Here is a 23,566-nt window from a genome sequence, read left to right as displayed (position 1 = left end):
TCGCGCTCCCCGCCTTATGCCTTGACGACCTTGACGGCGCACTTCTTGTAATCCGTCTCTTTGGAGAGCGGATCGGTGGCGTCCAGGGTCAGCTTGTTGACCAGCTGGCTCGCATCGAAGAAGGGCATAAACACCAGTCCCTTGGGCGGACGGTTGCGACCGCGGGTCTCGACCCGGGTCTTCACCTCGCCACGGCGGGATGAGACGATCACCTCTTCGCCACGGCGCACGCCGCGAGCCTTGGCATCTTCCGGGTGCATGAACAGCACCGCATCCGGGAAAGCTCGATAGAGCTCGGGGACCCGGCGGGTCATGGTGCCGGTGTGCCAGTGTTCCAGCACGCGGCCGGTAGAGAGCCACATGTCGTACTCTTTGTCCGGTGCCTCGGCGGCCGGTTCATAGGGCAGCGCGAAGATCACCGCCTTGCCATCGGGCTTGCCGTAGAAACGCACCCCCTCGCCCGCTTTCACATAGGGGTCGAACCCTTCGCGATAGCGCCACAGGGTCTCTTTGCCATCCACCACAGGCCAGCGCAGGCCACGGGCTTCGTGATACTGATCGAACGGCGCCAGATCGTGGCCATGGCCGCGCCCGAAGGTAGCGTACTCTTCGAACAGCCCCTTCTGGACGTAGAAACCAAAGTGCTCTGCCTCGTCGTTCAGGGCCCCCTTGCTCTGCTCTTTCGGGAACTGGTTGACCTGACCGTTGGCATAGAGCACGTCGAACAGGGTCTTGTCCTTCACTTCCGGCATCTTGGCGATGAGCTCCGCCGGCCACACCTCTTCCACCTTGAAGCGCTTGGAGAACTCCATCAGCTGCCACAGATCGGACTTGGCCCCTTCCGGTGCCTTCACCTGCTGGTGCCAGAACTGGGTGCGACGCTCGGCGTTGCCGTAGGCCCCCTCTTTCTCCACCCACATGGCGGTCGGCAGGATAAGGTCGGCCGCCTGGGCAGTTACAGTCGGGTAAGGGTCGGAGACCACGATGAAGTTGGCCGGGTTGCGATAACCGGGCAGCCCCTCTTCGTTCATGTTCGGGCCGGCCTGCATGTTGTTGTTGCACATCACCCAGTAGGCATTGAGCTTGCCGTCCTTGAGCATGCGGTTTTGCAGCACGGCGTGGTAGCCCACCTGCTCCGGAATGGTGCCTTCCGGCAGCTTCCAGATCTTCTCGGCGATGGCACGGTGCTTGGGCTCGGTCACCACCATATCGGCCGGCAGACGGTGGGCGAAGGTACCCACTTCACGGGCGGTACCGCAGGCGGAGGGCTGACCGGTCAAGGAGAAGGGACCGGAGCCCGGCTGGGAGATCTTGCCGGTCAGCAGGTGAATGTTGTAGCAGAGGTTGTTGGCCCAGACACCGCGGGTGTGCTGGTTGAACCCCATGGTCCAGTAAGAGACCACCTTCTTGCTCGGATCGGCATAGAGCTGGGCCAGCTTCTCGAGCTTGTCCTTGGAGACGCCGGAGAGCTTGGAGACGGACTCCAGATCGTAATCCGCCACGAACTTGGCGAAGTCGTCGAAGCTCATCGGGGTGGAGTCGCCGTTGTCCGGGTTCTTGGCCTTCTGCTGCAGCGGGTTGGTGGGACGCAGGCCGTAGCCGATGTCCGTGGTGCCCTTGCGGAACTGGGTATGCTTGTTGACGAACTCCCAGTTCACCTTGTCATTCTGGATGATGTAGTTGGCGATGTAGTTGAGGATCGCCAAATCGGTCTGCGGGGTGAACACCATACCGTTGTCCGCCAGCTCGAAGCTGCGATGCTCGAAGGTGGAGAGCACATGCACCTGCACGTCCTGGTGGGACAGGCGGCGATCGGAGATGCGCGACCAGAGGATGGGGTGCATCTCGGCCATGTTGGAACCCCACAGCACGAAGGCGTCGGCCTGCTCGATGTCGTCGTAGCAGCCCATGGGTTCATCCATGCCGAAGGTACGCATGAAGCCCACTACCGCGGACGCCATGCAGTGACGGGCATTGGGATCCAGGTTGTTGGTACGCAGACCGGCCTTCATCAGCTTGGCGGCGGCATAGCCTTCCCACACGGTCCACTGGCCGGAGCCGAACATGCCGACGGCGGTCGGGCCCTTCTCTTTCAGGGTGGCCTTGAACTTCTCGGCCATGATGTCAAAGGCCTGATCCCAGCTGATGGGGGCGAAGTTGCCGTTCTTGTCGAACTTGCCGTTGGTCATGCGCAGCATGGGCTGGGTCAGCCTGTCCTGGCCATACATGATCTTGGACAGGAAGTAACCCTTGATGCAGTTAAGACCGCGGTTGACCGGTGCATCGGGATCGCCCTGGGTCGCCACGACGCGCCCATCCTGGGAACCCACCAGCACAGAACAGCCGGTACCGCAGAAACGGCACGGCGCCTTGTCCCACTTGATGGCAGTCTTGTCGGTACTGGTGATCAGATTGGCCGCCAGCGTGGGGGCACTGACACCAGCCACGGCAGCGGCTGCCGCCACCGCGTTGGCCTTCATAAAGTCGCGTCGACTCAGCTTCATGGCATATCCTCACATTGCTTATCGCGTAAGTTGTCGAGTGTATCGAACTGGTTTTGGCTCAGGGCGGCGAACTAGAACCCTGGCTTCGTTTTTCTGTGTATCCATGGCGGCCATCATGATGAGTCACGCAGGCTCGACCTTATGGCGCTACTCCTTGCACTGGGCATCGAGCTCATCGAACTGGTGGTAAATCAGGGCGGCGGACAGCACGCCCGGCAGCGCATTGATGGCATCGATGGCCGTCATGATGGGCCGCTGGCTCGGGCCTTCCAGGGTCACCACCAGCTTGCCCTCATCACTGACGGCATGGATCTCGGCCCCCTCGAGGGTGGCGATCTGCTCTGCGAGCCGGTGACGCAAGGAGGGCTGGGTCAACACCACCAGGCTCGATACATGGAACTCTTGTTTCATTGTGGCTCCTGCTTCACACACATCCTGCTTCATCTGGACTCCTCGCTGGCGGGGGCACCCACCCGGATGCTGCCGACCGGACAATCCTTCACACAGGCACCGCAACCGGTGCAGGCTGCAGCCTCGATACTGGGGGTCGGCACCCGGCCCAGCACGGGGGAGAAATGGATCGCCCGGGGCTCGCAGCTGTCCTGGCAGCGCTGGCAGAACACCTGACCCTGAGCCAGACAGCTGGCTTCAATATGGGCGATGTATTGCCAGGGCGCCTCCGTGGTCGGACGAAATATCGGCACTTTGCAAGCGGCGACACATTCCCCGCAGAAGGTGCACTCGCCGCGCAGAAAATCCACGGTCGGGAAACCGCCATCGCCCTTTACCAGGATCTGCTCCGGGCAGGCCGTGAGACAGTCACCGCAGCGGGTGCAGTCGGCGGCAAAGTCGGACCAGGCGACGGACCAGGGCAGTTGTACCCGAGGTTCATTCGATGTCAGACGACCCCGAAACAGACTGCGACGCGACAGGTTGACCCCATCCGGCATAACGGCTCCTTGTTGCAGGTGATGGCGCACGAGTGAGTCCCATGACAGGTATTTTCAATACCTATTATAAGAGTGGGTGTATATTGCGGCCCTGACAAGTTCAGGGATATACCACCAGGGAGATAAACAGGGGGGATTCTTGCGCTGGATCAAACCCTTGGCGCAGGAAAGAACAACGGGGGCAAGACAAAATACCCCCATTTGAGGATTGCTTATTAATCGATGGCTATTTTTTCGAGCGAGGCCGCTCAGCCACCGATGGAGGCCAGATGCGGGGTCATGCCGGCATTGCCTTCGTGCAGCCTGTGGGTCGCCGCCTTGCCGGCAAGGGCGCTGCGGATCCGCTGCTGCAATTCATCCTGCTGGCCGTCATCCGTCAACAGATCGCGAAGCTCCACCCCGTGATCGCCGAACAGGCAGAGGTGCAGCTTGCCGAGGGAAGAGACTCGCAGCCGGTTGCAACCGGCACAGAAATCCTTGCTGTAGGGCATGATGAGCCCGACCCCACCCATCGACTCCGGATGCATGAATACCTGGGCGGGGCCATCGTCGTCGCCACGCAGCTGCTGCAACCAACCGGCATCGAGCAGACGCTGTTTGATGAGCGCCCCGCTGGCGTGGTGATCGCGAAACAGGGTATCCATCTCGCCGGTCTGCATCAGCTCGATGAAACGCAGCTCGATGGGTTGGTGCCGGATCCAGGCCAGGAAGGCATCCAGCTGGTGGTCATTGAGACCCTTGAGCAACACGGCGTTGATCTTGACCGACTTGAAACCGGCGGCCAGCGCCGCTTCGATCCCCTCCATCACCTCCGCCAGCTTGTTCTCGCCGGTGATCTGGTGAAACTGACGCGGATCCAGGCTGTCGACGCTGACGTTGAGGGCGGTCAGGCCCGCATCGAACCACTCTTTGGCCCGCTCTTTCAAACGATACCCATTGGTGGTCATGGCCACCTTCTCGATGCCGGGGGTATTGGCCACCGTCTCTATGATGGCGGTGAAGTCCCGGCGCAGGGAGGGTTCCCCGCCGGTCAGACGCACCTTGCGGGTGCCCATGGCGGCAAAGCCACCGACGACGCGGCGGATCTCTTCGAGAGAGAGAAAGGGCTGGCGCCCCGCCTTGCCACCGGCCGGTGGCCGATAGCCATCCGGCAAACAGTAGGTACAGCGAAAATTGCACACGTCGGTGACCGACAGGCGCAAATAGTAAAAACGACGGGAAAAACCATCTTGCAGTGGCGACATAAACACCTTTCCAAATACGGGAGGCCAGGGCATTTCTTTCCTGACCCTTACAGCTCGAACATCGGCTGACGGCGGTTTCCCCCTATCATGAGGACTTAGGCAAAACCGCTCGGAGTTCATCTAGTTTTTCGATGCTAGCACAAGTTGGAGTACACTCCCATGCTACTTTGTGGGGTTATTGTCTGCAGTGAAGGAAGAGAGCCGGCATGGGAAAGTGGTTCAAAGTACATTCGGTCAGCAGCGCCATCGGACGCTCCATGGTGCTCATCCTGTTCATGGCGAGCCTGATCGCCGTGGTGGCCATGGTGACCCTGTTCTATTCGGTGCCCGATGCCAAGGCGATCAACCTCTCCGGCTCCCTGCGGATGCAGGCCTACCGGATGGCCTACGAGATTGAGCAGGGCCAGCAGGTGCTGAGCCGGCTCGATCAGTTCGAGCAGACCCTGCACGCCGCCGAGCTGCAGGAGACCCAGCGCTGGATCACGCCAGCCTCCCTGCGTCGCACCTACGGCGAGGTGCTGCAGCAGTGGCAGGTGATGCGCGAGCACATCGAGAATGCCACCCCGCGGCGCTATACGGATAACACAGAGCAGTTTGTCGCCGCCATCGATGACTTCGTCAACCAGATGCAGTATCACGTGGAGTTCAAGGTGCGCATGCTGGCGCTGGCCGAGGGGCTCGGGCTGCTTTCCATCATCACCATCGCCTGGTTCACGGTGCGCTTTACCCGCCAGCAGGTGGTGGCCCCGCTCAACCAGCTGGTCTATTGCGCCCGCCAGATCCAGCGCCAGGAGTTCGATCTGACCCTGCCCCCCCGCTGCGAAAACGAACTGGGGGAGCTGTCAGGGGCCTTCGTCACCATGGCCGATGAGCTCGGCAAGCTCTACCGGGAGCTGGAGAGCAAGGTGGAAGAGAAGACTGCCAAGCTGCAACAGGCCAACGACACCCTCTCCTTTCTCTACAGCACAGCCCAGAAGCTGCACGCAGCGCCGCTGAGCCGGCGCACCCTGCTCAAACTGCTGGAGCGGGCGGCGGCCCACCAGCACATCGACTACATCCGGCTGACCCGTTTCGAGCACAACGCCATGCCGGACTACATCACCGGCCGCAAGGGTTGGCCCGGCGATCTGGAGGCGGTGGTCAGCTTCTATCTGCAGATGGACGAGCAGGAGTATGGCCGGCTCGACGTCATCAGCAGCCACCCCATCGACGAGCGGCTGATGAAGAACTTCTCCATGCTGCTGGCTCAGGTGCTGCACAAGGATCAGACCCTGCTGCAACACCAGCGCCTGCTGCTGATGGAAGAGCGGGCCGTCATCGCCCGCGAGCTGCACGACTCTCTAGCCCAGGCCCTCTCCTATCTCAAGATCCAGGCCACCCTGCTCAAGCGCTCGTTCGCCAAGGGGGATACCGCCAAGGCCGAAGCCGCCATGCAGCAGATCGACGAGGGACTTGGCAGCGCCTACACCCAACTGCGCGAGCTGCTCGGCACCTTCCGCCTCAGCATTGGTGACGCCAATCTCGGCGAAGCCATCAAGGTGATGCTGGAGCAGCTCAAGCCGCAGACCCAGGCCGAGATCAGGCTCCATTACGGTCTGGCCGATACCGACCTCGAGGCGGGTCAGCACATTCACATTTTGCAGCTGATCCGTGAGGCAGTCCTCAATGCCATCAAACATGCCAGCGCACAAGTGATTGATGTTAGCTGTGAGACCCTCGCCGATGGTAACATCCAGGTTCAGATTTCAGATGATGGTGTCGGAATAGGGATCGCAAGCTCGGCGGTCAACCACTACGGCCTGAGCATCATGAACGAGCGTGCCAACAAGCTGCATGGCCTGCTGACCATCAGCGAAAGGCCGCCCAGAGGCACCTGCGTACATCTGACCTTTCCCACCAGCCTAACAAGAGACGCCTGATGGACGAGATGAAATATAGTGTTCTGGTCGTGGATGACCATCCCCTCATGCGCAAAGGGATTGTGCAACTGCTGGCACTGGAAGAGAACATCGAGGTCGTCGGTGAAGCTTCCAATGGTACCGACGCCGTCGCCATGGCCAAGGAGTCCGAACCGGACCTGATCCTGCTCGACCTCAACATGAAAGGTCTCTCGGGCCTGGACACCCTCAAGGCGCTGCGCGCCGAGGAGGTGACCTCCCGGGTGGTGATCCTGACCGTCTCCGATGCCCGTCAGGATGTGGTGGCCCTGCTCAAGGCCGGTGCCGATGGCTACCTGCTCAAGGACACCGAGCCCGATATGCTGCTGGCCCAGCTGGCAGACGTGATGACCGGCAAGCAGATCCTGAGCGAACCGCTGCGCCCCTACCTCGAGAACATCTACGAGCTGGATCACCTGCAGCAGAAGCTGGAGAGCTTAACGCGTCGCGAAATGCAAATCCTGCGTGAAATTGCAAAGGGCCTCTCCAACAAACAGGTCGCCTCCGTGCTCCATATTTCCGAAGGCACGGTCAAGGTACACGTCAAGAGCCTGCTCAAGAAACTCGAGGCGCAAAGCCGCGTGGAAGCGGCTGTCATGTACCTGGAGCAGCGCAACTAAGCCCCCTTTTTACCCAGCCAAAGCCACCGTCCGGTGTTTTTTGAAAGGCAGCTAACCACATGAAACAAAAGGATTTGTTTCAGTCAATGTCCACACGTTGACCACATCGACAAAAAGCCCCAGCTTGCTGGGGCTTTCACTTCACATCTCGCGGCTTTACTCATCCGTTTTATCGCGAACATCCGTGGTTGGACCATTGCTTTGCACGGACTTGATGCCATTTTTAGCACCATCCTTGGATGCATACATTTCACTTGTAGCGATAGGCTCGCCATTCGAAGCGTGCAGCACAAAGTAAAATGGCTGGTCGGTTGTTTTCTTAGATTTGTGAATTACGTAATAACCCATGCTCAACTCCTTTGAACGCCATGCAACAGCGCATAGCTGCTAAATAACATACCTGCTCAATAGGTTTTTTCAATACTCGAATAGATCCATAAATCACACTCCCCCAGAGCTGCCGCGCTGCGCTTGCCTCCCAGTAAGACAAGCAAGGCAGAGAGGCATTGCCTTACTTGTCTTGCTGGGTCTTGTAACTTATGGCCACTGACATCCAGAATTATCCGAATGATATCTATATATCCTTTCCAATTTTCTATGATATGTTCCTCATGAAATTGACTACCGCCTTTATCCGCCACTTAATGGGGACTCCATGAACGACTTTCTTAAAACACTGCTGAATATCCGTAGTCTTCGGGCAGCCCTGCGCGAGCTGTCATTTGAACAACTGCAAGAAGTTAAAGAAAAATTCGAGCAGGTTTATACTGAGTATTTTGAATCCACCGAAAAAGAACGGGCCGAGCAAGCAGAGCATCAGCGTAAGCTGGCTGAGTTCTCTGAGATGCTGAAACAAGCTGGTGTAGACCCCCGTGACTTAATCAGTAGCTCGACCCCTGCAGCTTCAACCAAAGCTAGCAATAAGGCGAAACGAGCACCACGTCCAGCCAAATATAAATACCAAGAAGATGGCCAAGAGAAAACTTGGACTGGTCAGGGCCGTATGCCAAAGGCAATCGCTGAACAAGTTGAGCAAGGCAAGAGCCTTGATGACTTCCTGATTTAATATCAGCGCTTTACCAGATGCCGCCTACGGGCGGCATTTTCATTGCCTTCTCACTCCCTGCAACCCCCTATCTTTCCTGCCTAAAATTTTTGCAAAATTGCAAAACAGCACATTGACAAAAAACTGATTAATCATCTGATTTTAAAGGAGAAAACCTACTCTTCCTTGGCCGATGAGAAAAGTGGCGCCCTGCTGAAATGCTCACAGAAAGTAGGCTTTTCACCTATAAATCATGCACTTATGCTTTCACTCTACCCCATGAGGCCACATCAAAAACTGTAAAACAGTGAAAAAATGTTCACTGTTTTCAGTTCGGGGTCTAGCCGCAAAGCCCAGCGCTGGCGGGCGCTGGGCATATGGTTTTGCAGTAATCCATTTTTGCAAAAAGTTTTCTATACAGGGCGCGCAGGCGGGAGCGGAAGAGCGCGGATTCCGTGGTGCAACTTTGTCCGTTGTCCCGTATCCGAGCCTAATGGCTCGCTCTCAACTATAGAGATTAAAATGTACTAAACCATCTAGTGGATGGCTCCATAGTGAAGTCTTGATGATAGTAACCCCACTATTTTTCATGTTTAAATTTCTTAATTTCTTGGTATCTGTATTTTGCAAAATGGATGACACATATAACGTGTAGTGGGAACTGATGAATGCAGTTTCCGTGGGTACTTTAGAGGACCATCGGATACATCAGGATACATCAGGATACATCAGGATACATCAGGATACATCAGGATACATGTTGTTTGTTGATGAACACTCAGGCAACAGAGCTTCACTTACGATGCAGTACTTCGTGTATGCGACACCCTTTCCTGGTCATGCCAAGGCGTTGACAGGTAGACACCTTGTCGTTCGCTCACACTCTTAGCCGTCGGCAAAGACCTTGAACCAGTTGATGTTGAGTTGAACAGGCTTGCTAATGCAACAGGGAAGACTACTGGTATTGACAGAACTGGGGATGCAATAGGGTTCCCAGTTGTATTTCCTAGGTGATCTCTGCGCACAACCCAGTTTTGGTAGTCGCTGCATCTCCTCTCATTAACTATTCCCATGACACTGACCCTCATCAAAAAAATCCGCGTGACTCATAACTTTCACTCACTAAAATGGTTAGCATTTGATACCCTACTCATCCACCCCATGCTACTTCAACTGAAACCAAGATGAACTTGATAGGGATTTTCTCTTCAGTTTGGTTAAGAACAGTATGCGGAGTGTCGAGACTGCCGTGCGTTAGTTATCGTTGTATGTTGAGAGGGTAGATAAAAATTGGATTCTAGTAAGATTGTTCATGGGGGAATAAAAAATTATTTCCTATATCCATAGGATTGGCAAAACAGCTGATATAAAAATTGAAATATAAATAATGTTTTACGTTTCCTTATTGTTAGCTTTATAACTTAAAGAGGGTTGTATGGATAAGTCAACTAGAGTCGGGATTATTACCGGAATAATTGCATCAATGGTGTTTGTATATTTTCTAGACCCGATTATCAGGATATTTGGACAAGGTGTTGTTTATATTTCTGAATACTTGGTGACAGGTCTTGTAGATTCACTATATAAAAAAAGTGCGTTAGGGGTTGCAAAAGACCCAGCATTATTAACATATAGTTTATTGCTCGGTGTTGTAGTTGGCTTTCCAGTAGCAATGCTTTCTGTTTTAATTAGAAAAAAAGCAAGTCCAAGTCCAAGTCCAAGTCCAAGTCCAAGTCCAAGTCCAAGTCCAAGTGGCAATACAGAGGAACTCTCTAGAACGAAATTACGCAAGTTAATCTCAATTATTTCTTTGGTAGTTTTTCCTTTTGTGCTTTTCTTCCAATTTTGGGCTATGCTTTTTCAATATAACATAGTCACTTCATTTGACCAGCACATGAGAATACTCGGTCCTTATATAGACTTCAAAGAACGGATTATTATAGAAAGTGAATTTGCATCTATGAAAAACGAGAATGACTATAAACTACTTTATAGCAAGATGCATGAGATAGCTGAATCTAATAAGGTTGTTTTGCCAGAGAATCCTTCGTATGGACTCTGGACTTTTTAATCTGATAGGTTACTTTACTGGTAATAATTCGCCATTATCCGTTGGCATTAATTAAAAATACAAGCTAAAAGGACATTGTGTCATGCTAGAAAAAATGGATAACACACGCAATTTTAAGCTATCTGAAGATGAAGTTAGATATTTTGATGAACGGGAGAAAGAGCTATCTCGCTATAAAGGAATCATAGAGAAACAGGAGCGTGAATTAAACACTTATAGGGTTCGCTTAAAGGAAGAGCAGTACCTTCGGGAAAAAGAGATGAGGAAAGAGCTAGAAGAAAGAGAGCGCTACTTCATAGAACGTGAGAAAAAGCTAATTGAGAGACAGAAAGAGTTTGAGATGCATTTTCATAAGAGAGAGATGGAAACTGAATCCTTAAGAGATCATCTACAAAAAGAAATATCAATCAGGGAGGCTGATCTTAAAAGAGCATTTGACGAATTGGCATTAGAAAAAGATCGCCTAACAAAAGAGAGCAGGGAAAAAATTGAGCAAACATCCAAAAATTATGTAGAAGATGCTCTTGAATTACTTAGCAGTAAGGAATCTCAATTCCACACTATGTCAAAAATATGGAGTAGCATTGGCGCTTTATGCTTGGTTATAGGTGTTATATTTTTTATCGTGGTGACATTCAAGTATGGCTCGATGAATTCAAATGATATAACTTGGCAATTTTTGTTGTTTACCCTATTTAAAGGTGGTGTCACAGTAGGACTTTTAGTGGGTATATCTAAATATGCATATGTATTCAGCAGTTCGTATATGCATGAATCACTTAAAAATGCTGATAGAAGGCATGCGATTAACTTTGGGAAATTCTACCTACAGTCTTATGGTGCTGCAGCAGATTGGGCGGAAGTAAAAGAAGCATTCGAGCATTGGAATATATCCGGCACAAATGCATTTACGAGAAAAGAGCCGGCAGGCGGTGATGAAACCACCTTAGATAAAGCTGTGCAAGCGATTGAAAAAACAGAAAAATGCATATCGGAAATCAAGGGTAAAATAAAGACATAATAACGAATGTTATCGTATGTGCTTTCGCTTCGATGCATCTTTTATTATATGCGCTGTGTTTTTTAGGAAGCATTTTTGTACTGATACCGTATGTGCATGTTTATCTATACTCAACTACCACATGGTGAAGTACTAATTTATACACGGAGTTAAGTTGTTTAGCGACGACTGGGTTTGTATGTACAGATCTAGTTATCTCTCTGGCCGATGGCCACGAGGAAGTTGAGGCAATGGCCTGCAGGGTTTGTTGCTTGTCCTGCAGCATCACTCAAATCTCTGGCTGGTTAGCGCTGCTGGAGGATACCGTATACTCGGTTATCCAGACCATGGTGCTGCTCTTGCTGCCACTCCGGCATATCTAGCTTCTCCAGTTCCCACCACATCGGTGACTGGTACGGCGCAGGCAACAAATCTATCCAGCTGTATGTTCCAGCATGTTCCTTCACCTAGTATACATTACTGCAGTATTGGACCAGCATCGGCCAGTCCTAATCACTACCCTGGATCGCGTACTCATCGAATTGGCTTTGAGCTGCAGATTGCTCGTCACCTGGCTGCAACTCAGGTTCATTGGATATCGCTCGGTGCGACTACTGCTGACGGCTCTCAACCCAGAAGGTAAAGCCATCAGTTCTTACACTGAGCCTACCCACAAACGGCTAATAGAGAGGGTGATAAAACCCCAATACTCTGCCATTACCTGATCCGCAAGCGCCTCCGTATCCGGCTGCGTACAGTTATTGCCAGTGCTCCAAGGAGCGCAGCTATCGCCGCTTAAGGGCACCTCGCTACGCTCGCCAAACCCTGCTGCTTCGCTTTGCTCGCTCAGCACTTCCTCGGCGCTCTCTGCTGGCTTGTCGCTCACCTTGCGGCGCAGCACCCAGCCATCAAGGCGGGTTGCCTTAACGGCGCTGCCAGCGGCCACACCCACGAGCCGGATCACGTCTTCCCCGTACTTGTTCTTGGCGGGGTCTATCAGGTGATGCAGCCGCACCGGTCGGGCATCCCGTGGGCACACGGGGCCACCCATCGAATAGGTAAACTCCTTCCAGTTCGCCGCGTCCGCATTGCGGCGGCACTCTTCCATGATTTCGCTCTCAAGCGGGGCCACCGTGCGACCTTCTTTCTCTTGCACTCGCCCAGGTAGTCGCCGCAGCTCCCGCCATACGCTCACAGATGGCCCGCCCAGCTGTTGAAACTGGCGCAGGCCCCACAGGGACGCCCACGCCCTGACCCGTCTTGCTCCTTCACTGGCGGTGGTTTCAGCCTCTAAGTCGCCTTCGTCCCCTATCTGGTGGCCGTCTATGTTCTTGGCGATGTATTTGACGATGTAGCCCACGGCCCCGCCTTTGGCCGGATCCATAACCTTCCAGTCAAAGCGGGGGGTGATGTCGCTATAGGGGCGCTTGCTCACCGGATGGCGCTTGCGCTCAAGGTCGCCCTGGTCATGGCTGAGGGCATAGCGTTGCATCGTGCTTATCAGTTCATGCTGCTGGGCCGGATTGACGAACAGCAGCAAGTGCCAATGGGGGGTGCCATCGTGGTGGGGCTCGACGACCCGAAAGCCGAAATACTCGATACCACGGCGGGCAAGAGCCGCGCGGCAGCGCTTCCAGAGGGTGCCTAAATAGGTGTTGGTGTCGCGGGGAGTGAGGCCCTGATACTTGGGGTTTTCCGTGGTGCGGGCGGGTTGGCCATGTCCCTGGGGGGTTGTCTTCCACGGGTGATATTGACTCGGCGCTGTCCAGGTGAAGAACAGGCCCACATAACCCATTTCGTCCGCTGCATCGGAGAAGCCCCGCGCCCTCACCACCAGTTCATCACGGCGATTTGACGGGTTGGCCATCGAGCTGGCCACGGCATCGGCCAGGGAAATAGTAATGTCGTGTTCTTCGTTGTGCGCCTCCATGCTCTTTAGCCACTGCTCGGCGGCCAGCTGGCGCTCATTGAAGGCCCGCAGAGCGTAGCTAGAGACATAGGGTGAGACACCGCGCCGCACCTTGCCAAGCAGGATGGCGCAGTGCTCCCGATATTGTTCCCAGAGCTTGCGCAGTTTGCGCGCCCACCATTGTGGGTCAAGCCAGCGGATAAGGTGGGCCGCAATGAAGGTATCGCGGGCCTCGGTGCTCTTGAAGCGCGGCAGGGTTGGCAGGAAGCCCCAAGGTTTGAGCGGCTGGCCACAGACCCGCCAGAGGTAGATGGCGGGCATGGTGTCGGCTTGGCCATTGGTGGCCGCATCCAGCAAGCGCTGGACGCGCTCTACATAATCCGCCGCCAGCTTTTCGCGGCGGTCTTTGTGCTGCAATTGTTCCAGCGGCTCTGGCAGGTCTGCCTGCACTTGTCGCAGCACCTTGACCCTGTCGCATAGCCAGAGATTGGCCTCCTTGCAGGTCACGCCCTTGAGGATGGCCGGCACTCGCCGCACGCAGTAGCCAACGAACAATTCACCGACCAGCTCATCGGCCAGTTGCACCGACCCGCCTTGGCCCCGCTTAACCGAGAACATCAGCAGGTCGAGCGCCCAATCAAGGTCATAGGCGCCTGGGATGCCGATGAAGTAGGAGCGAATGACCTCCTCACTGGCGGGGGCGTTGCGGTCGCGCTGGCTGGCGGGTTTGCGGGCATCTTCGAGCGGGCACAGTGGCCGCAGTTGCAACTGCAGGATGTGGGTCATCTTCTTGACCCGTGCCCGCAAGACGGCGGTGGACTGGTTGCGGCGGGGGTGGCCTTTGTCGGTGAAGGTGCTCAGGGGGTTGTTCATACCAGCTCCCCTACGCTTGCCCGCAGCGCCTTGGCGTGGGCTTGGCACAAGGTAGCGCGGGTTAATCGGCACATCTGCAACAGCACCCGCGTTTGGGCCCTGTCACGTATCCCTCTGACCCGTCGCCGGATACGCAACACGGCAAGGCGTGATTGCAGGATGTAGAGGCGGTGATGGTCTTGGCGTAGGGACTCACCCCAGAATGCGGACAAAACGAGTCCCTCCGCTTGCTGGGCGGCATTGAATTTGATAATGTTCATTGGCTATCTCTTGTCGTGCTTGATATGGGTTAGCTAAGGGGAGCCCTCCAACGGCTCCCTTTGTCTTTTCTGGCGTTCTGCCTCTCTCGCTCTAATCTCCCTTGTTTGCCTCTCTCGTCCGGCCATTTGTCCGGCGCGGTCGGCTTTGTTAATCTGCGCCCGCTCGCTCTGTTGTGATAAGCGTGTGAGCACTGGGGGGATCCGTTATCGGCTCCCCTCTTCACATGGTCGGCTTACTCTTCCAGCTCCCGCTGCAAGCACTGGCGCTTGCCAGGGCTGTTGCACAGCTCCAGCAAGTCAGCCGCTTGCGGGCGGGTCGAGGTGGCCAACACTTCACGGGCGGCGGGCTTGTCGCCATCCAGTGCCACCTGCTCGCCGCTCATTGCCTCTTTGAGGGCGTGGGCCAGCTCGTTCTGTGCCCACTTGCGCGCCCCTTCCTGCCCCATGATGGTGGCCTTGGCGTGGGTCAGGGCGGCCAGCTCGGCCAGTCGCCCCTTGAGCCCGTTGAGGATGGATGGCATCACCTTGTGGTCGAGGTAGCTTTCATAGCCTCCGGCCACCATGCTCTGGGCGCTGTTGACCGCCAGCTGGGTCTGATAGAGCGGCATGGCCAAGCGCTTTTCCTGACACTCCGACAAAGTGGTCGCCGCCTTGGCATCCTCCAGCAGTTCCCCCAGCTCGCGGTATTCCCGCGCGGCTTCCAGTGACACTACCCCGCCCATCAGTTGGTTAATGCGCCCCTGGCGCAGCTCTTCGCGGCGCTCCTTGGCAGGCGGGATTTGGGCCAGTAAGGCTTTGCGTTGTTCGCGCAGTACCTGAATTTCGCTGTCCAGCTCCATCAGCTTTTGGTGCTCGCTTTGGAAGAGGGCCACGTGTTCATCCAGTCGGCTGGCGCGGGTGCCCGCAGGGGCGTTAGGAAGTTGAATGGTCGGCACGGCCTGCAAAGTCGGTTGTTGCATGGGGTTACTCCTGAGTGGCAAGGGTGATGGCATCAAAGGCGGCGTAAGCGGTGGGCTCGCCCAGGGCGTAGGACTGGGCGCGGTTGTAGCGAATGCCCCAGCTGGCGAGGTCGTCAATGTCCCCCGCGTTGAGGCGGTGGGTGTGGTTGACGGTGAGCACTTGCAGGTTCTCGACCAGGGTAATGGCCAGATAGGTGCTCGGCATGTACTGGTGCGAGACAAAACCCAAGTCGGCAATCTTCAAGCGCTGGGTTTTGTCCCGTACCTGCCCTGGCTTGAGGTGGGCTTTCTGGTGGGCGCGCAGCAGGTCGCCGCCGACCATCACCACCAAGCGCGGGTCTTGGCGATAGGCTGGCGGCAGCTTCTCAATCAGGGCATAGACCATCGCGTCCAGGTCGGTGAAATCGCCTTTGCCGCTGGGGTCGAACGTCACGGCATTGCGCAGCACCCGCAGCCCCTCGGGGTCGGCGGCCTTGGCCAGCGCAGGCCAGCCTGTCATGACGTCTTCCCCATTCGGGTTGGTCTCGGGGTCGGTGTTGACGGCAGCAGTCTGGCCATGAAAGCCGACCCGTATCAGGTCATCCGCAAAGGCGGCCAGCGCCAGCTCTTCGAGCAGGTTGCTGGCTTGGCGCTGGTCGAGCCCCGCCAGCATCTGGGCCAGCTGTTGCCACGTCCAGATGGCGCTGCTGTCCAGCTCTTCGTATTCGTGTTCACGCTTGCTCGGCTCGGCCCGTACCAGAAAGAGCCCTTGTGCCTTGCGGCCACTGCGCAGGGCTGGCTTGAGCGGGTCAAAGCGCTGTGCGTGGGGGTCATCCACGCCCTGGATAGAGACCATCCACAAAAACGGGGTGGCCTGCACAATGGCCGCAGCCAGGGCCATGCTGGCAGCGTTGTCGAGGTTGCCAAAGCTGGGTTGAGGCGCAGGGGCAAAGCTCAGGCGCACATCGCGCAGCAGGTCAGTTAAGCTCATCGGGTGGGGTTCCTTAGTAAATGCGGTGATGGTTGGCGTGGGTGGGGTCGTCACTACGGTCAGCAGCGCTCGGCTGGTTGGGTCGATACGGGGTGAAGCTGTCCAGCTTTTGGCAAAGGGCCGCCCCCCCCGCCGACAGGGCCTCTATCTGGCTAAACATCTGCTCAGGTTTTGATGTCCGGAAAGCCGCTTTTGCAGGCACAACGGGCGCAGAAACAGGGACCAGCAGGGGGCGCCTGCTGGGTGGCTTGGCGCTAAATTGCAACTGGGTGAGCCCCGTCAGGGTGGGCTGGTCAGTGACGGTCACACCGGACAGATACCACTTGCCAGTACCCGCGAAATTCTCGCTGGCCTCAATGGCGCAAAAGGCATGGGCGCCACTGGTGTTGAGGTCTATCAGTTCCAGGGTGGGGCACAGCTCGGCCAGCAGCTTGAACTGATCGCCTTGCTCTTGCAGCTTCACGGCGTGGACGCTCCCCAGCGGGCGACCCCGTACCCCATCTGGCCAGAGGTTGGCCACGTAAAAATTCGGGTCGTATGTCTCGGCCAGCTGGCGCAGACACTCGGGCGCGATGGTGCGGCCATCCAGTGTTGGCCCCGTGCTGGCGATACAAATCCAGCCTGTTTTTACTTGACTGCTCATCCTGCCCTCCGCAGTGTTACCGTGGGTTTCTCGCGCTCTTGCGCGGCTTGTATATCCAGCTGCTGCTGGTGCTCGTTCACGCTTTTACACAAGGTGGCGTGGGCCTCGGGTGACATGACCCGCACCAGCGCCAGGGTAAGTTCATTGGCCCGCTTGGCGGACGGGCTCAGGGTGTGGCTGTAGGACACGGTGGACACCCAGGAGTGACGGCACGCAATATCCGAACAACGGCAATAGAGGTTGGCGACCCCCGCTGTCATGCGGTTGGTCTTGGTAATGCGGCCTGGCTTGCCGCACTCGGTGCAAAGCACACGCATAGTTTCCCTCCGGCACAAATGGCGTGAGGCATCATCGGGTTACGGCTTGGTAACGGGTGACGTCTCGGGGATTTTCCTGGCTGACGGGTGCAGGGTGTGGCTGTATGACAGGGACGACACCCACGAATGACCGCACTCGGGGTCAATGCATTGGCAATAGAGCGTGGCCACGCCTCGGGTGTGTCGATAGGTCTTGGTAATGCGGCCCAGTTCGCCGCACTCGGTGCACATCACGCGCATAGGTTCCCCCGCAGTGGGTTGACGGGTTGGGGCAGGCGCTGCCACAGGGCCGCCCACGCCAACGCGTCAGGCTGCTCAATGGCCACAAGGTAGTCAGGCAGGTGTATAAAGCGCTGGCAGGCAGACCCCGCCAGCTTGCGGCGTTGGAGCCGCAGGTTGCGCAAGGCGCAGGGGATAGATAAGATGCTCATCAAATCATGCCCTCTAAAGCTGATTTGGAAACCCCGTTTGGTGTTAGCGCACCGTTAAGCGGGGTTTTTCTTTGCCCGCCATTCAGGGTTTGCAGCACTGCCAGCTTGCGCGACAGGCACTGCGCCCCCTTTTCATGGTTGGCCCGTTGCTGGCGGCTGTTGACCTGCTCCACGGTTTCGCGCAGCAACTGCGCCCCCGCCATGTTCAGGGCCGCTTGTTCATCCCATGTCTGGCTCATACCGGACACCCCAGCCCCAGCCAGGACAACCAGCCGTCGCGGATTTCACGGGGGCGGCTCTCGAAGGCCAGTTTCATCCCCTCGTTCCACGCCGGAAGGTAAATCCAGTATTCGGCGGGGGCGCTCGGGTTAAGCGGGTTGCGCATCGGCACCACCGGCACCTTGCCCTTCTCAATCATCCCCCGTACTGCGCCCTTGGTTTTGCCAATCATCTTGGCGAACACCTCAACGGGCACGGCATCGGAGGCATTTATCATGGGTTCGAGCACCAGCGATACGCGCGGGTCTGTCTCGGTCGGCGGTTGGGTTTGGCTTGCTGCTGTCATCTGATATTCTCCCTTGTTAGCTACCAATGGGCCGTAATGGCGCATAATGGCTTAAATTGGAGTAACAATTACTCCGATTGGATAAATTCTTTATCTAAGGGGAGATTATGTCAATAGAAACAGCTGAAAAATTGAAGCTAATGAGGGAGTCAGAGCGACTAAATAGGAGGCAACTATCTGAATTAACAGAGATTCCATACAGTTCATTATCGAGTTACGAGGGAGGAACCAAAGAAATCAGTATGAAGGCGGTTAAAAAGCTCTTTTCGATACCACAGTTCAGCAAATACATGATGTGGTTTTTAACTGACAAAATCGCGCCAGAAGCCGGTCAGATAGCACCGGTTCTCGCACACTTTGGGCAGGAAAGCGGGGATTCATCCCGCTCCGACCAGAAAACTGGCTAACCCTGCATGAGGCATTTCTCAGCGAAATAGAAACATCATGTTTGGGTTACATCGGAGGGCTTCGCTATGTCGATTAAGAAGCTCGATGATGGTCGTTATGAAGTGGACATGAGGCCGCAGGGGCGCAACGGAAAGCGCATCCGGCGGAAGTTTGCCAAGAAGCATGAAGCAACCGCTTTTGAGCGGTATGTGCTGGCAAACCAGCATGACAAAGCTTGGATAGAGAAACCGAAGGATGCTCGGCCATTGTCCGAACTCATTCAGCTCTGGTGGATTTATCACGGGCAGAACTTGAAATGGGGTGCACCTACACGCAAAGCGCTAGAGCTAGTAGATCGCAATATGGGACACCCATGCGCTTTTCAGATTGATAACCACATGCTTGCCGTGTATCGGTCGCAATCACTTAGCCAGGGGGCCAAGGCATCAACAGTAAACAGGCGCCTTATGTCACTCAGTGGCATGTTCAGTTTTTTGATTGAGGCTGGGATATATCACGCGCCACACCCACTAAAAGGCGCCAGGAAACTCAAAGCAAAACCAACGGCCATGAGTTATCTGTCCCAGATAGAGATCAGAGAACTTCTGAAGAGGTTAGACGGCGATAATCGGGGTTTAGCCATATTGTGTTTGAGCACTGGCGCAAGGTGGAGCGAAGCCGCAGAACTCAGGGCTGAACATGTCATCAATCAGCGGGTCATGTTTGTGGCCACCAAGAATGGCAAAACGCGAGTAGTACCAGTTTCCACTGATGTCTCGGCGCAACTGGTTGATGGCAAGTCAGGGCGGCTATTTCCGAACGTAGATTACCTGGCTGTGCGGCAGGTACTGCGAGAAGTGAAACCAGACTTGCCACACGGACAAGCGTCCCATGTGTTGCGCCACACCTTCGCTACGCACTTTATGGCCAATGGGGGGAACATCATCACACTACAGCGTATCTTGGGACACGGCACCATCCAGCAAACAATGGCCTATGCGCATTTTGCACCGGACTATTTGCAAGATGCGATTACCTTCAATCCATTATGCGGAGGAACTGGAATTGAGTGACCACAGAGTGTCCACGCTCAGGCTGGTTTTGAATAATCACAGCCGACATCAGTAACACCTAAGTGATTGATTCCCTGTGCATCTACGGTTGCACGGGGATAAAGAAATCACCGTCCGGTGGCTTTTTTTATCCTCTGGCACAGTCGCTGCATTGTCCTGTTCAGTAACAACTGAATGGAGGATGGAACATGAAACTTCAACCTTTGGCACTGTTCCCCTTGCCTTCCCACATCCTGCCTGGTGGCAAGCTTCCTCTGCGTTTGTTTGAGCCGCGCCACCTGCAGATGCTCAAAGAGTCATTCATCAATGACCAGGGGTTTGGCATCGTGATGGAAGAGGCAACCACCTCGGGCAAGTCGGGTCGGATCCTGCCGGTCGGCACCCGGGTCAAAGTCACCGACTTTTACACCCTGAATGACGGCCTGCTCGGTGTCACCGTGCTCGGCATGGAACGATTCTGCATCCACGAGATGGAGACTGACGAGCTGGGTCTGCGCCGGGCCAAGGTCGAGGCCCTGCCCAACTGGCCGAGCACCCACTCCAATTTCAGCGACAAGCCGCTGGTCACCCGATTGCAGGAAGTGTTCGAGCAATATCCGGAGCTCGACGAGCTCTATCCGGACAAGCGGTTTGACGATGCAGCCTGGCTCTGCCAACGCTGGCTCGAGATCCTGCCGATGCCGATCTATGAGAAACAGATGTTGATTGCCAAACAAAATAGCGAAGCGGCTCGTCAATTTTTGCGCCGACTGATCGCACAGTGAGTCAAACCGGGCTTTGCAAAATGCAAATATTCCGATAATGAAAATGTCAATTTCGCATTTTGCAAATTGCAGGACGCAATAAAAACCGATAATCGCGCTGCAAGCCCTGTAAAACCGGTTCTGAAAAGTTGGCACGACTTTTTCATATAGAATCGTACAACCCGATTTATCCCGTGCTCTCTTCAGTATTTGCTGAAGAATTGGTCAACCACCCAGGTTGACCATTTTTTTTAGCTGCGATTCGCTGATGCGGGATGAAAATGGCGTTGCAGACACTCCCGCAGCCGTATCAGACTGATGGGCTTGGCCAAAAAGTCATCCATGCCCTGCGCCAGGCAACGGGCCCTGTCTTCCGCCATGGCATTGGCCGTCAGCGCCACTATGGGCATGCGGTAACCCAGCTCCCGCAAGCGGCGGGTCGCCTCCAATCCATCCATCTGCGGCATCCGCATGTCCATCAGAATGAGATCCGGCTGTTGCTGCGCGACCTGCGCCAGCGCCTCCAGTCCGTTGGCGGCCACTCTGACCCGGCTCACCAGCTTCTGCAGCATGAGCGAGACCACCAGCTGATTGACCGGGCTGTCCTCCACCACCAGCACATCCAGAGCCTGAATGGGCTGCTGATCCGGCTCGGGTCGGCTGCTGCACTCGCATGGCAGCGCCATGCCCGGCAAATCGAACCAGAAACAGCTGCCCTCGCCGGGGGCACTGCGCAGATGGATGCTGCCCCCCATCAATTCCACCAGCCGCTTGCTGATGGCCAGCCCCAGTCCGGTGCCGGAGAAACGGCGGGTCGCCGAGCTGTCCACCTGGGAGAAGGGCTCAAACAGCAGGGCCTGATCCTCGGCCGAGATGCCGATCCCGGTGTCGGTCACCGTCACCCGCAACTGCTGATCATGCCACTCCAGCTGCAACAACACCCGACCCGTGCTGGTGAATTTAACCGCGTTGCCAAGCAGGTTGCTGATCACCTGGGAGAGGCGCACCGGATCCCCTTGCAACTGGGCCGGCACGGCCTCATCGACCTGCCAGCGCAGATCGATGCCCTTGGCGACAGCCCGCGCCAGCAGTGGCTCGATGAGGGACTGGCAGAGCTGGGCCGGCTGCAGCGTCTCGCAGTGAAACTCCAGGGTGTGAGACTCAATCTTCGAAAAATCGAGTACGTCGTCGATGATGGTCTGCAGCAGGCGCGCCGCATGGGTGGCATGGCCAAGCAGCGTCTGCTGCTGGGGTTCGAGCTGGGCGTGTTGCAGCAGATCAAGCATGCCCAGCACCGCGTTCATGGGGGAGCGGATCTCATGGGTCATCATGGCCAGAAACTGCGACTTGGCGCGGTTGGCGGCCTCCGCTTCGTCCCGCGCCCTGGCCAGCTCCTGCTCACGGCGGATCTGGTTGCCCACATCCCGCGCCGTGCCGCGATAGCCGATGAAAACACCGGCCCCGTCGAAACAGGGTTCGGCGTTGATCTCCATCCAGCGCGGCCCCCGCGCCAGGCTGACCTGCACCCGCACCGCCCGTACCGGCAGGTGCAGGCCGATGAGCCGGCGGTACTTGCCCCATTCGGGATCCCGCCTGTCATAGGCGTAGTCGTAGAGACTCTGGCCAGTCTGATGCACCAGCATCTCTTCCTGCTGGCCAGGGGCAGAGACGTAGCTCAGCCTATGCTCGGTATCCGTCTCCCAAAACCAGTCGGAGGCCATGCCGGCAAAACTGCGAAAACGCTGCTCACCCGCCTGCAACGCCAGGGTCTTGAGTTCAACCTGCTCCTGCAAGCGGGCCCGATAGGCGATGTTGACCAATGCCTGGGAAATGAGTGGCCGGCAGCGCTGCATGGCCGCCTTGCTCTTGAGATCGAAGGTACCCATCAGGGAGTGGCGGCAGATGAGCACGCCGGAGAAACCGGGGGCCCGCAGCCCCGTCATCATGACGCTGGCCCAACCCGTCACATCAGCCAGCGGCGCCAGCTCGGGCAACTGGGTCGGGTCATAGATGACCAGGGTCTCCCCCTCGATAGCCCGGGAGAAGATAGGTGTCAGTAGCCAGGGGCGGCCCACCTCCCCCTCCTGGGTGCTGAGGTGGGTCAGCCCCCCCTCGCCCTCCCAGGCCACCACATCCGCGTGTTCGAAGCCGATGAAGGGTTTCAGCACCTGGATGAGGCTGTCCAGCACCTGCTCCAGCGTCTGGGCATCGGCTAGGGTGGCCACCCCGCACAGCAGGGTTTGCGACTCCTGCCGGTATTTGGCCTCGCGCTCCCGACAGCGTACCAGCTCCACCAGGGTGGTCTGCAGCTTGTCGCCAAGGGCTTCCAGTTCCGTATTACCAATCATCTTGTTTCCAGCGCAGTGTCAGCTGTCGAGAAAGATCACGCTCGATATCATCAGGTTGCCGTGTGCCAGCTCACCGTGTGGCAGACGTCCCTGCTCGCCGAAGGTGAACGGGGTGATGAAGGGGATGTCCCCCAGCCGGGTATGAAATTGATCGACAAATTGGCATAAGCTATCACCAAGAGCCAAGCGGCAACCAGCACAAAAGATCACGAGGGCACCAAACGGCTGCATCTCGGTGGCCATGCCGTACTCTGGCTCGATGCGGGTCGCATTCAGACAGCGCTGCAACAGGCCCTCCTGGCTGCTGTACATCAGCAGCAACCGCTCCCCGACCTCAGTATCGGTAAAGAGGCGCAATCCGCCACCTTCTGTCACGGCTTCGGGGTGGGAGAGCTTGTAATAGGGCATGTCATCCAGGGTGCCAACCTGCCTGGCCAGCGGAGACAAGGTGGTTTCTCGCAGGATGGGCCCCACCGGCCAGGGCGTCGTGCGCCCGGTCCAGCGGGCATAGACGGCGGCGGCCGGTTCATCGTCAATGGTGAGGATCTCACGTCCTGCCAACGCCGTGATGATGCCGCGCTGTTCGGTGGGGACATAGCCAGAGTGGAACTGGAACGCCAGCTGGCAATCGGGATAGAGCACCGCCAGCACCACCCCCTCGCGAGTACTGCCCTCGTCCCAGCACAACTGCCACTCCCCGCTCACGCTGTTGTCGGC

At 56.5% G+C, this 23,566-nt stretch carries 21 protein-coding genes, 2 pseudogenes and 1 riboswitch; of the genes and pseudogenes, 8 read left to right on the top strand and 15 right to left on the bottom strand.

The genetic code is table 11. The annotated features are described in order from the left end of the window. Positions 1 to 14: 14 nt before the first annotated feature. From napA to moaA, 4 genes are all read right to left on the bottom strand, one after another. Positions 15 to 2,504: a nitrate reductase catalytic subunit NapA gene (napA, locus tag AB5Y94_RS04130; RefSeq protein WP_368204976.1), complete on the bottom strand. Its 2,490-nt coding sequence runs from the start codon at positions 2,502 to 2,504 to the stop codon at positions 15 to 17. 147 nt (positions 2,505 to 2,651) lie between these two features. Beyond that, positions 2,652 to 2,915, bottom strand: a complete 264-nt coding sequence (locus AB5Y94_RS04125; RefSeq protein ID WP_368204975.1) for a chaperone NapD — start codon at positions 2,913 to 2,915, stop codon at positions 2,652 to 2,654. Between the two features lie 29 nt (positions 2,916 to 2,944). Continuing rightward, on the bottom strand, positions 2,945 to 3,454 hold the full coding sequence (gene napF, locus AB5Y94_RS04120; RefSeq protein ID WP_005299325.1) for a ferredoxin-type protein NapF: 510 nt from the start codon (positions 3,452 to 3,454) through the stop codon (positions 2,945 to 2,947). A gap of 248 nt (positions 3,455 to 3,702) precedes the next feature. Next, the gene (moaA, locus tag AB5Y94_RS04115; protein WP_041203111.1) at positions 3,703 to 4,698 is read right to left on the bottom strand and encodes a GTP 3',8-cyclase MoaA; all 996 of its coding nucleotides are present in this window, start codon (positions 4,696 to 4,698) and stop codon (positions 3,703 to 3,705) included. Beyond that, positions 4,686 to 4,825, bottom strand: a riboswitch (molybdenum cofactor riboswitch). It overlaps the preceding gene by 13 nt. A gap of 79 nt (positions 4,826 to 4,904) precedes the next feature. Here moaA and narQ point away from each other — a divergent pair. Next, positions 4,905 to 6,617, top strand: a complete 1,713-nt coding sequence (narQ, locus tag AB5Y94_RS04110) for a nitrate/nitrite two-component system sensor histidine kinase NarQ (protein ID WP_005299320.1) — start codon at positions 4,905 to 4,907, stop codon at positions 6,615 to 6,617. Beyond that, positions 6,617 to 7,255, top strand: a complete 639-nt coding sequence (gene narL / locus AB5Y94_RS04105; RefSeq protein WP_005299317.1) for a two-component system response regulator NarL — start codon at positions 6,617 to 6,619, stop codon at positions 7,253 to 7,255. Before narQ ends, narL begins: the two co-directional genes overlap by 1 nt. A 156-nt stretch (positions 7,256 to 7,411) precedes the next feature. On the opposite strand, the gene AB5Y94_RS04100 is transcribed toward narL, so the two are convergent. Then, positions 7,412 to 7,603, bottom strand: a complete 192-nt coding sequence (locus AB5Y94_RS04100) for a YegP family protein (protein ID WP_241326328.1) — start codon at positions 7,601 to 7,603, stop codon at positions 7,412 to 7,414. 307 nt (positions 7,604 to 7,910) lie between these two features. Between AB5Y94_RS04100 and AB5Y94_RS04095 the strand changes: the two genes are divergently transcribed. The 3 genes from AB5Y94_RS04095 to AB5Y94_RS04085 all read left to right on the top strand — a co-directional run bounded on the left by AB5Y94_RS04095 (position 7,911) and on the right by AB5Y94_RS04085 (position 11,392). Beyond that, on the top strand, positions 7,911 to 8,321 hold the full coding sequence (locus tag AB5Y94_RS04095; RefSeq protein ID WP_241326329.1) for an H-NS family nucleoid-associated regulatory protein: 411 nt from the start codon (positions 7,911 to 7,913) through the stop codon (positions 8,319 to 8,321). Between the two features lie 1,414 nt (positions 8,322 to 9,735). After that, a complete protein-coding gene (locus tag AB5Y94_RS04090; protein ID WP_368204972.1) occupies positions 9,736 to 10,371 on the top strand; it encodes a hypothetical protein in 636 nt (211 codons plus the stop codon). Positions 10,372 to 10,453: 82 nt separating this feature from the next. After that, positions 10,454 to 11,392 (top strand): hypothetical protein, encoded by a 939-nt coding sequence (locus AB5Y94_RS04085; protein ID WP_368204971.1) that lies wholly within the window; start codon positions 10,454 to 10,456, stop codon positions 11,390 to 11,392. Positions 11,393 to 12,026: 634 nt separating this feature from the next. On the opposite strand, the gene AB5Y94_RS04080 is transcribed toward AB5Y94_RS04085, so the two are convergent. The 8 genes and pseudogenes from AB5Y94_RS04080 to AB5Y94_RS04045 form a co-directional block, all read right to left on the bottom strand. Beyond that, the gene (locus AB5Y94_RS04080; RefSeq protein WP_368204969.1) at positions 12,027 to 14,153 is read right to left on the bottom strand and encodes a replication endonuclease; all 2,127 of its coding nucleotides are present in this window, start codon (positions 14,151 to 14,153) and stop codon (positions 12,027 to 12,029) included. A gap of 493 nt (positions 14,154 to 14,646) precedes the next feature. Further along, the gene (locus tag AB5Y94_RS04075) at positions 14,647 to 15,372 is read right to left on the bottom strand and encodes a hypothetical protein (protein ID WP_368204968.1); all 726 of its coding nucleotides are present in this window, start codon (positions 15,370 to 15,372) and stop codon (positions 14,647 to 14,649) included. 4 nt (positions 15,373 to 15,376) lie between these two features. After that, positions 15,377 to 16,342, bottom strand: coding sequence for a P2 family phage major capsid protein (locus AB5Y94_RS04070; protein ID WP_368204966.1), 966 nt, complete (start codon positions 16,340 to 16,342; stop codon positions 15,377 to 15,379). A gap of 13 nt (positions 16,343 to 16,355) precedes the next feature. Then, positions 16,356 to 16,985 carry a GPO family capsid scaffolding protein gene (locus AB5Y94_RS04065; protein ID WP_368204965.1) on the bottom strand — a complete coding sequence of 210 codons (630 nt, stop codon included), beginning with the start codon at positions 16,983 to 16,985 and terminating at the stop codon, positions 16,356 to 16,358. Positions 16,986 to 17,089: 104 nt separating this feature from the next. After that, positions 17,090 to 17,302, bottom strand: a pseudogene (locus tag AB5Y94_RS04060) (ogr/Delta-like zinc finger family protein); the annotation flags it as partial. A 75-nt stretch (positions 17,303 to 17,377) separates the two neighbouring features. Then, positions 17,378 to 17,542 (bottom strand): annotated as a pseudogene (locus tag AB5Y94_RS04055) (ogr/Delta-like zinc finger family protein); the annotation flags it as partial. Between the two features lie 190 nt (positions 17,543 to 17,732). Next, complete coding sequence (locus tag AB5Y94_RS04050) at positions 17,733 to 17,972, bottom strand: hypothetical protein (RefSeq protein WP_368204963.1); 240 nt, start codon at positions 17,970 to 17,972, stop codon at positions 17,733 to 17,735. Then, on the bottom strand, positions 17,969 to 18,298 hold the full coding sequence (locus AB5Y94_RS04045; RefSeq protein WP_241325099.1) for a Cox family DNA-binding protein: 330 nt from the start codon (positions 18,296 to 18,298) through the stop codon (positions 17,969 to 17,971). The genes AB5Y94_RS04050 and AB5Y94_RS04045 overlap by 4 nt, the downstream gene beginning before the upstream one ends. Positions 18,299 to 18,405: 107 nt before the next feature. Between AB5Y94_RS04045 and AB5Y94_RS04040 the strand changes: the two genes are divergently transcribed. The 3 genes from AB5Y94_RS04040 to AB5Y94_RS04030 all read left to right on the top strand — a co-directional run bounded on the left by AB5Y94_RS04040 (position 18,406) and on the right by AB5Y94_RS04030 (position 20,522). Next, positions 18,406 to 18,705, top strand: a complete 300-nt coding sequence (locus AB5Y94_RS04040) for a helix-turn-helix transcriptional regulator (RefSeq protein WP_279448877.1) — start codon at positions 18,406 to 18,408, stop codon at positions 18,703 to 18,705. A 66-nt stretch (positions 18,706 to 18,771) separates the two neighbouring features. Next, the gene (locus AB5Y94_RS04035) at positions 18,772 to 19,758 is read left to right on the top strand and encodes a tyrosine-type recombinase/integrase (RefSeq protein ID WP_368204961.1); all 987 of its coding nucleotides are present in this window, start codon (positions 18,772 to 18,774) and stop codon (positions 19,756 to 19,758) included. A gap of 188 nt (positions 19,759 to 19,946) precedes the next feature. Then, entirely contained in the window at positions 19,947 to 20,522 is a 576-nt protein-coding gene (locus AB5Y94_RS04030) for an LON peptidase substrate-binding domain-containing protein (protein ID WP_005299312.1), read from the top strand. Between the two features lie 230 nt (positions 20,523 to 20,752). On the opposite strand, the gene AB5Y94_RS04025 is transcribed toward AB5Y94_RS04030, so the two are convergent. Together AB5Y94_RS04025 and AB5Y94_RS04020 are read right to left on the bottom strand one after the other, a co-directional pair. Further along, positions 20,753 to 22,849, bottom strand: a complete 2,097-nt coding sequence (locus tag AB5Y94_RS04025) for an ATP-binding protein (protein WP_017783897.1) — start codon at positions 22,847 to 22,849, stop codon at positions 20,753 to 20,755. A gap of 18 nt (positions 22,850 to 22,867) precedes the next feature. Then, on the bottom strand, positions 22,868 to 23,566 hold a 699-nt coding region (locus AB5Y94_RS04020; RefSeq protein ID WP_368204959.1), incomplete at its 5' end, for an FIST signal transduction protein.

The organism is Aeromonas sp. s5, assembly GCF_040907865.1.
GTDB lineage: Bacteria > Pseudomonadota > Gammaproteobacteria > Enterobacterales > Aeromonadaceae > Aeromonas > Aeromonas dhakensis.
The sequence above is the reverse complement of the archived record's forward strand: the minus strand, read 5'-3'. Positions and strand labels throughout refer to the sequence as shown.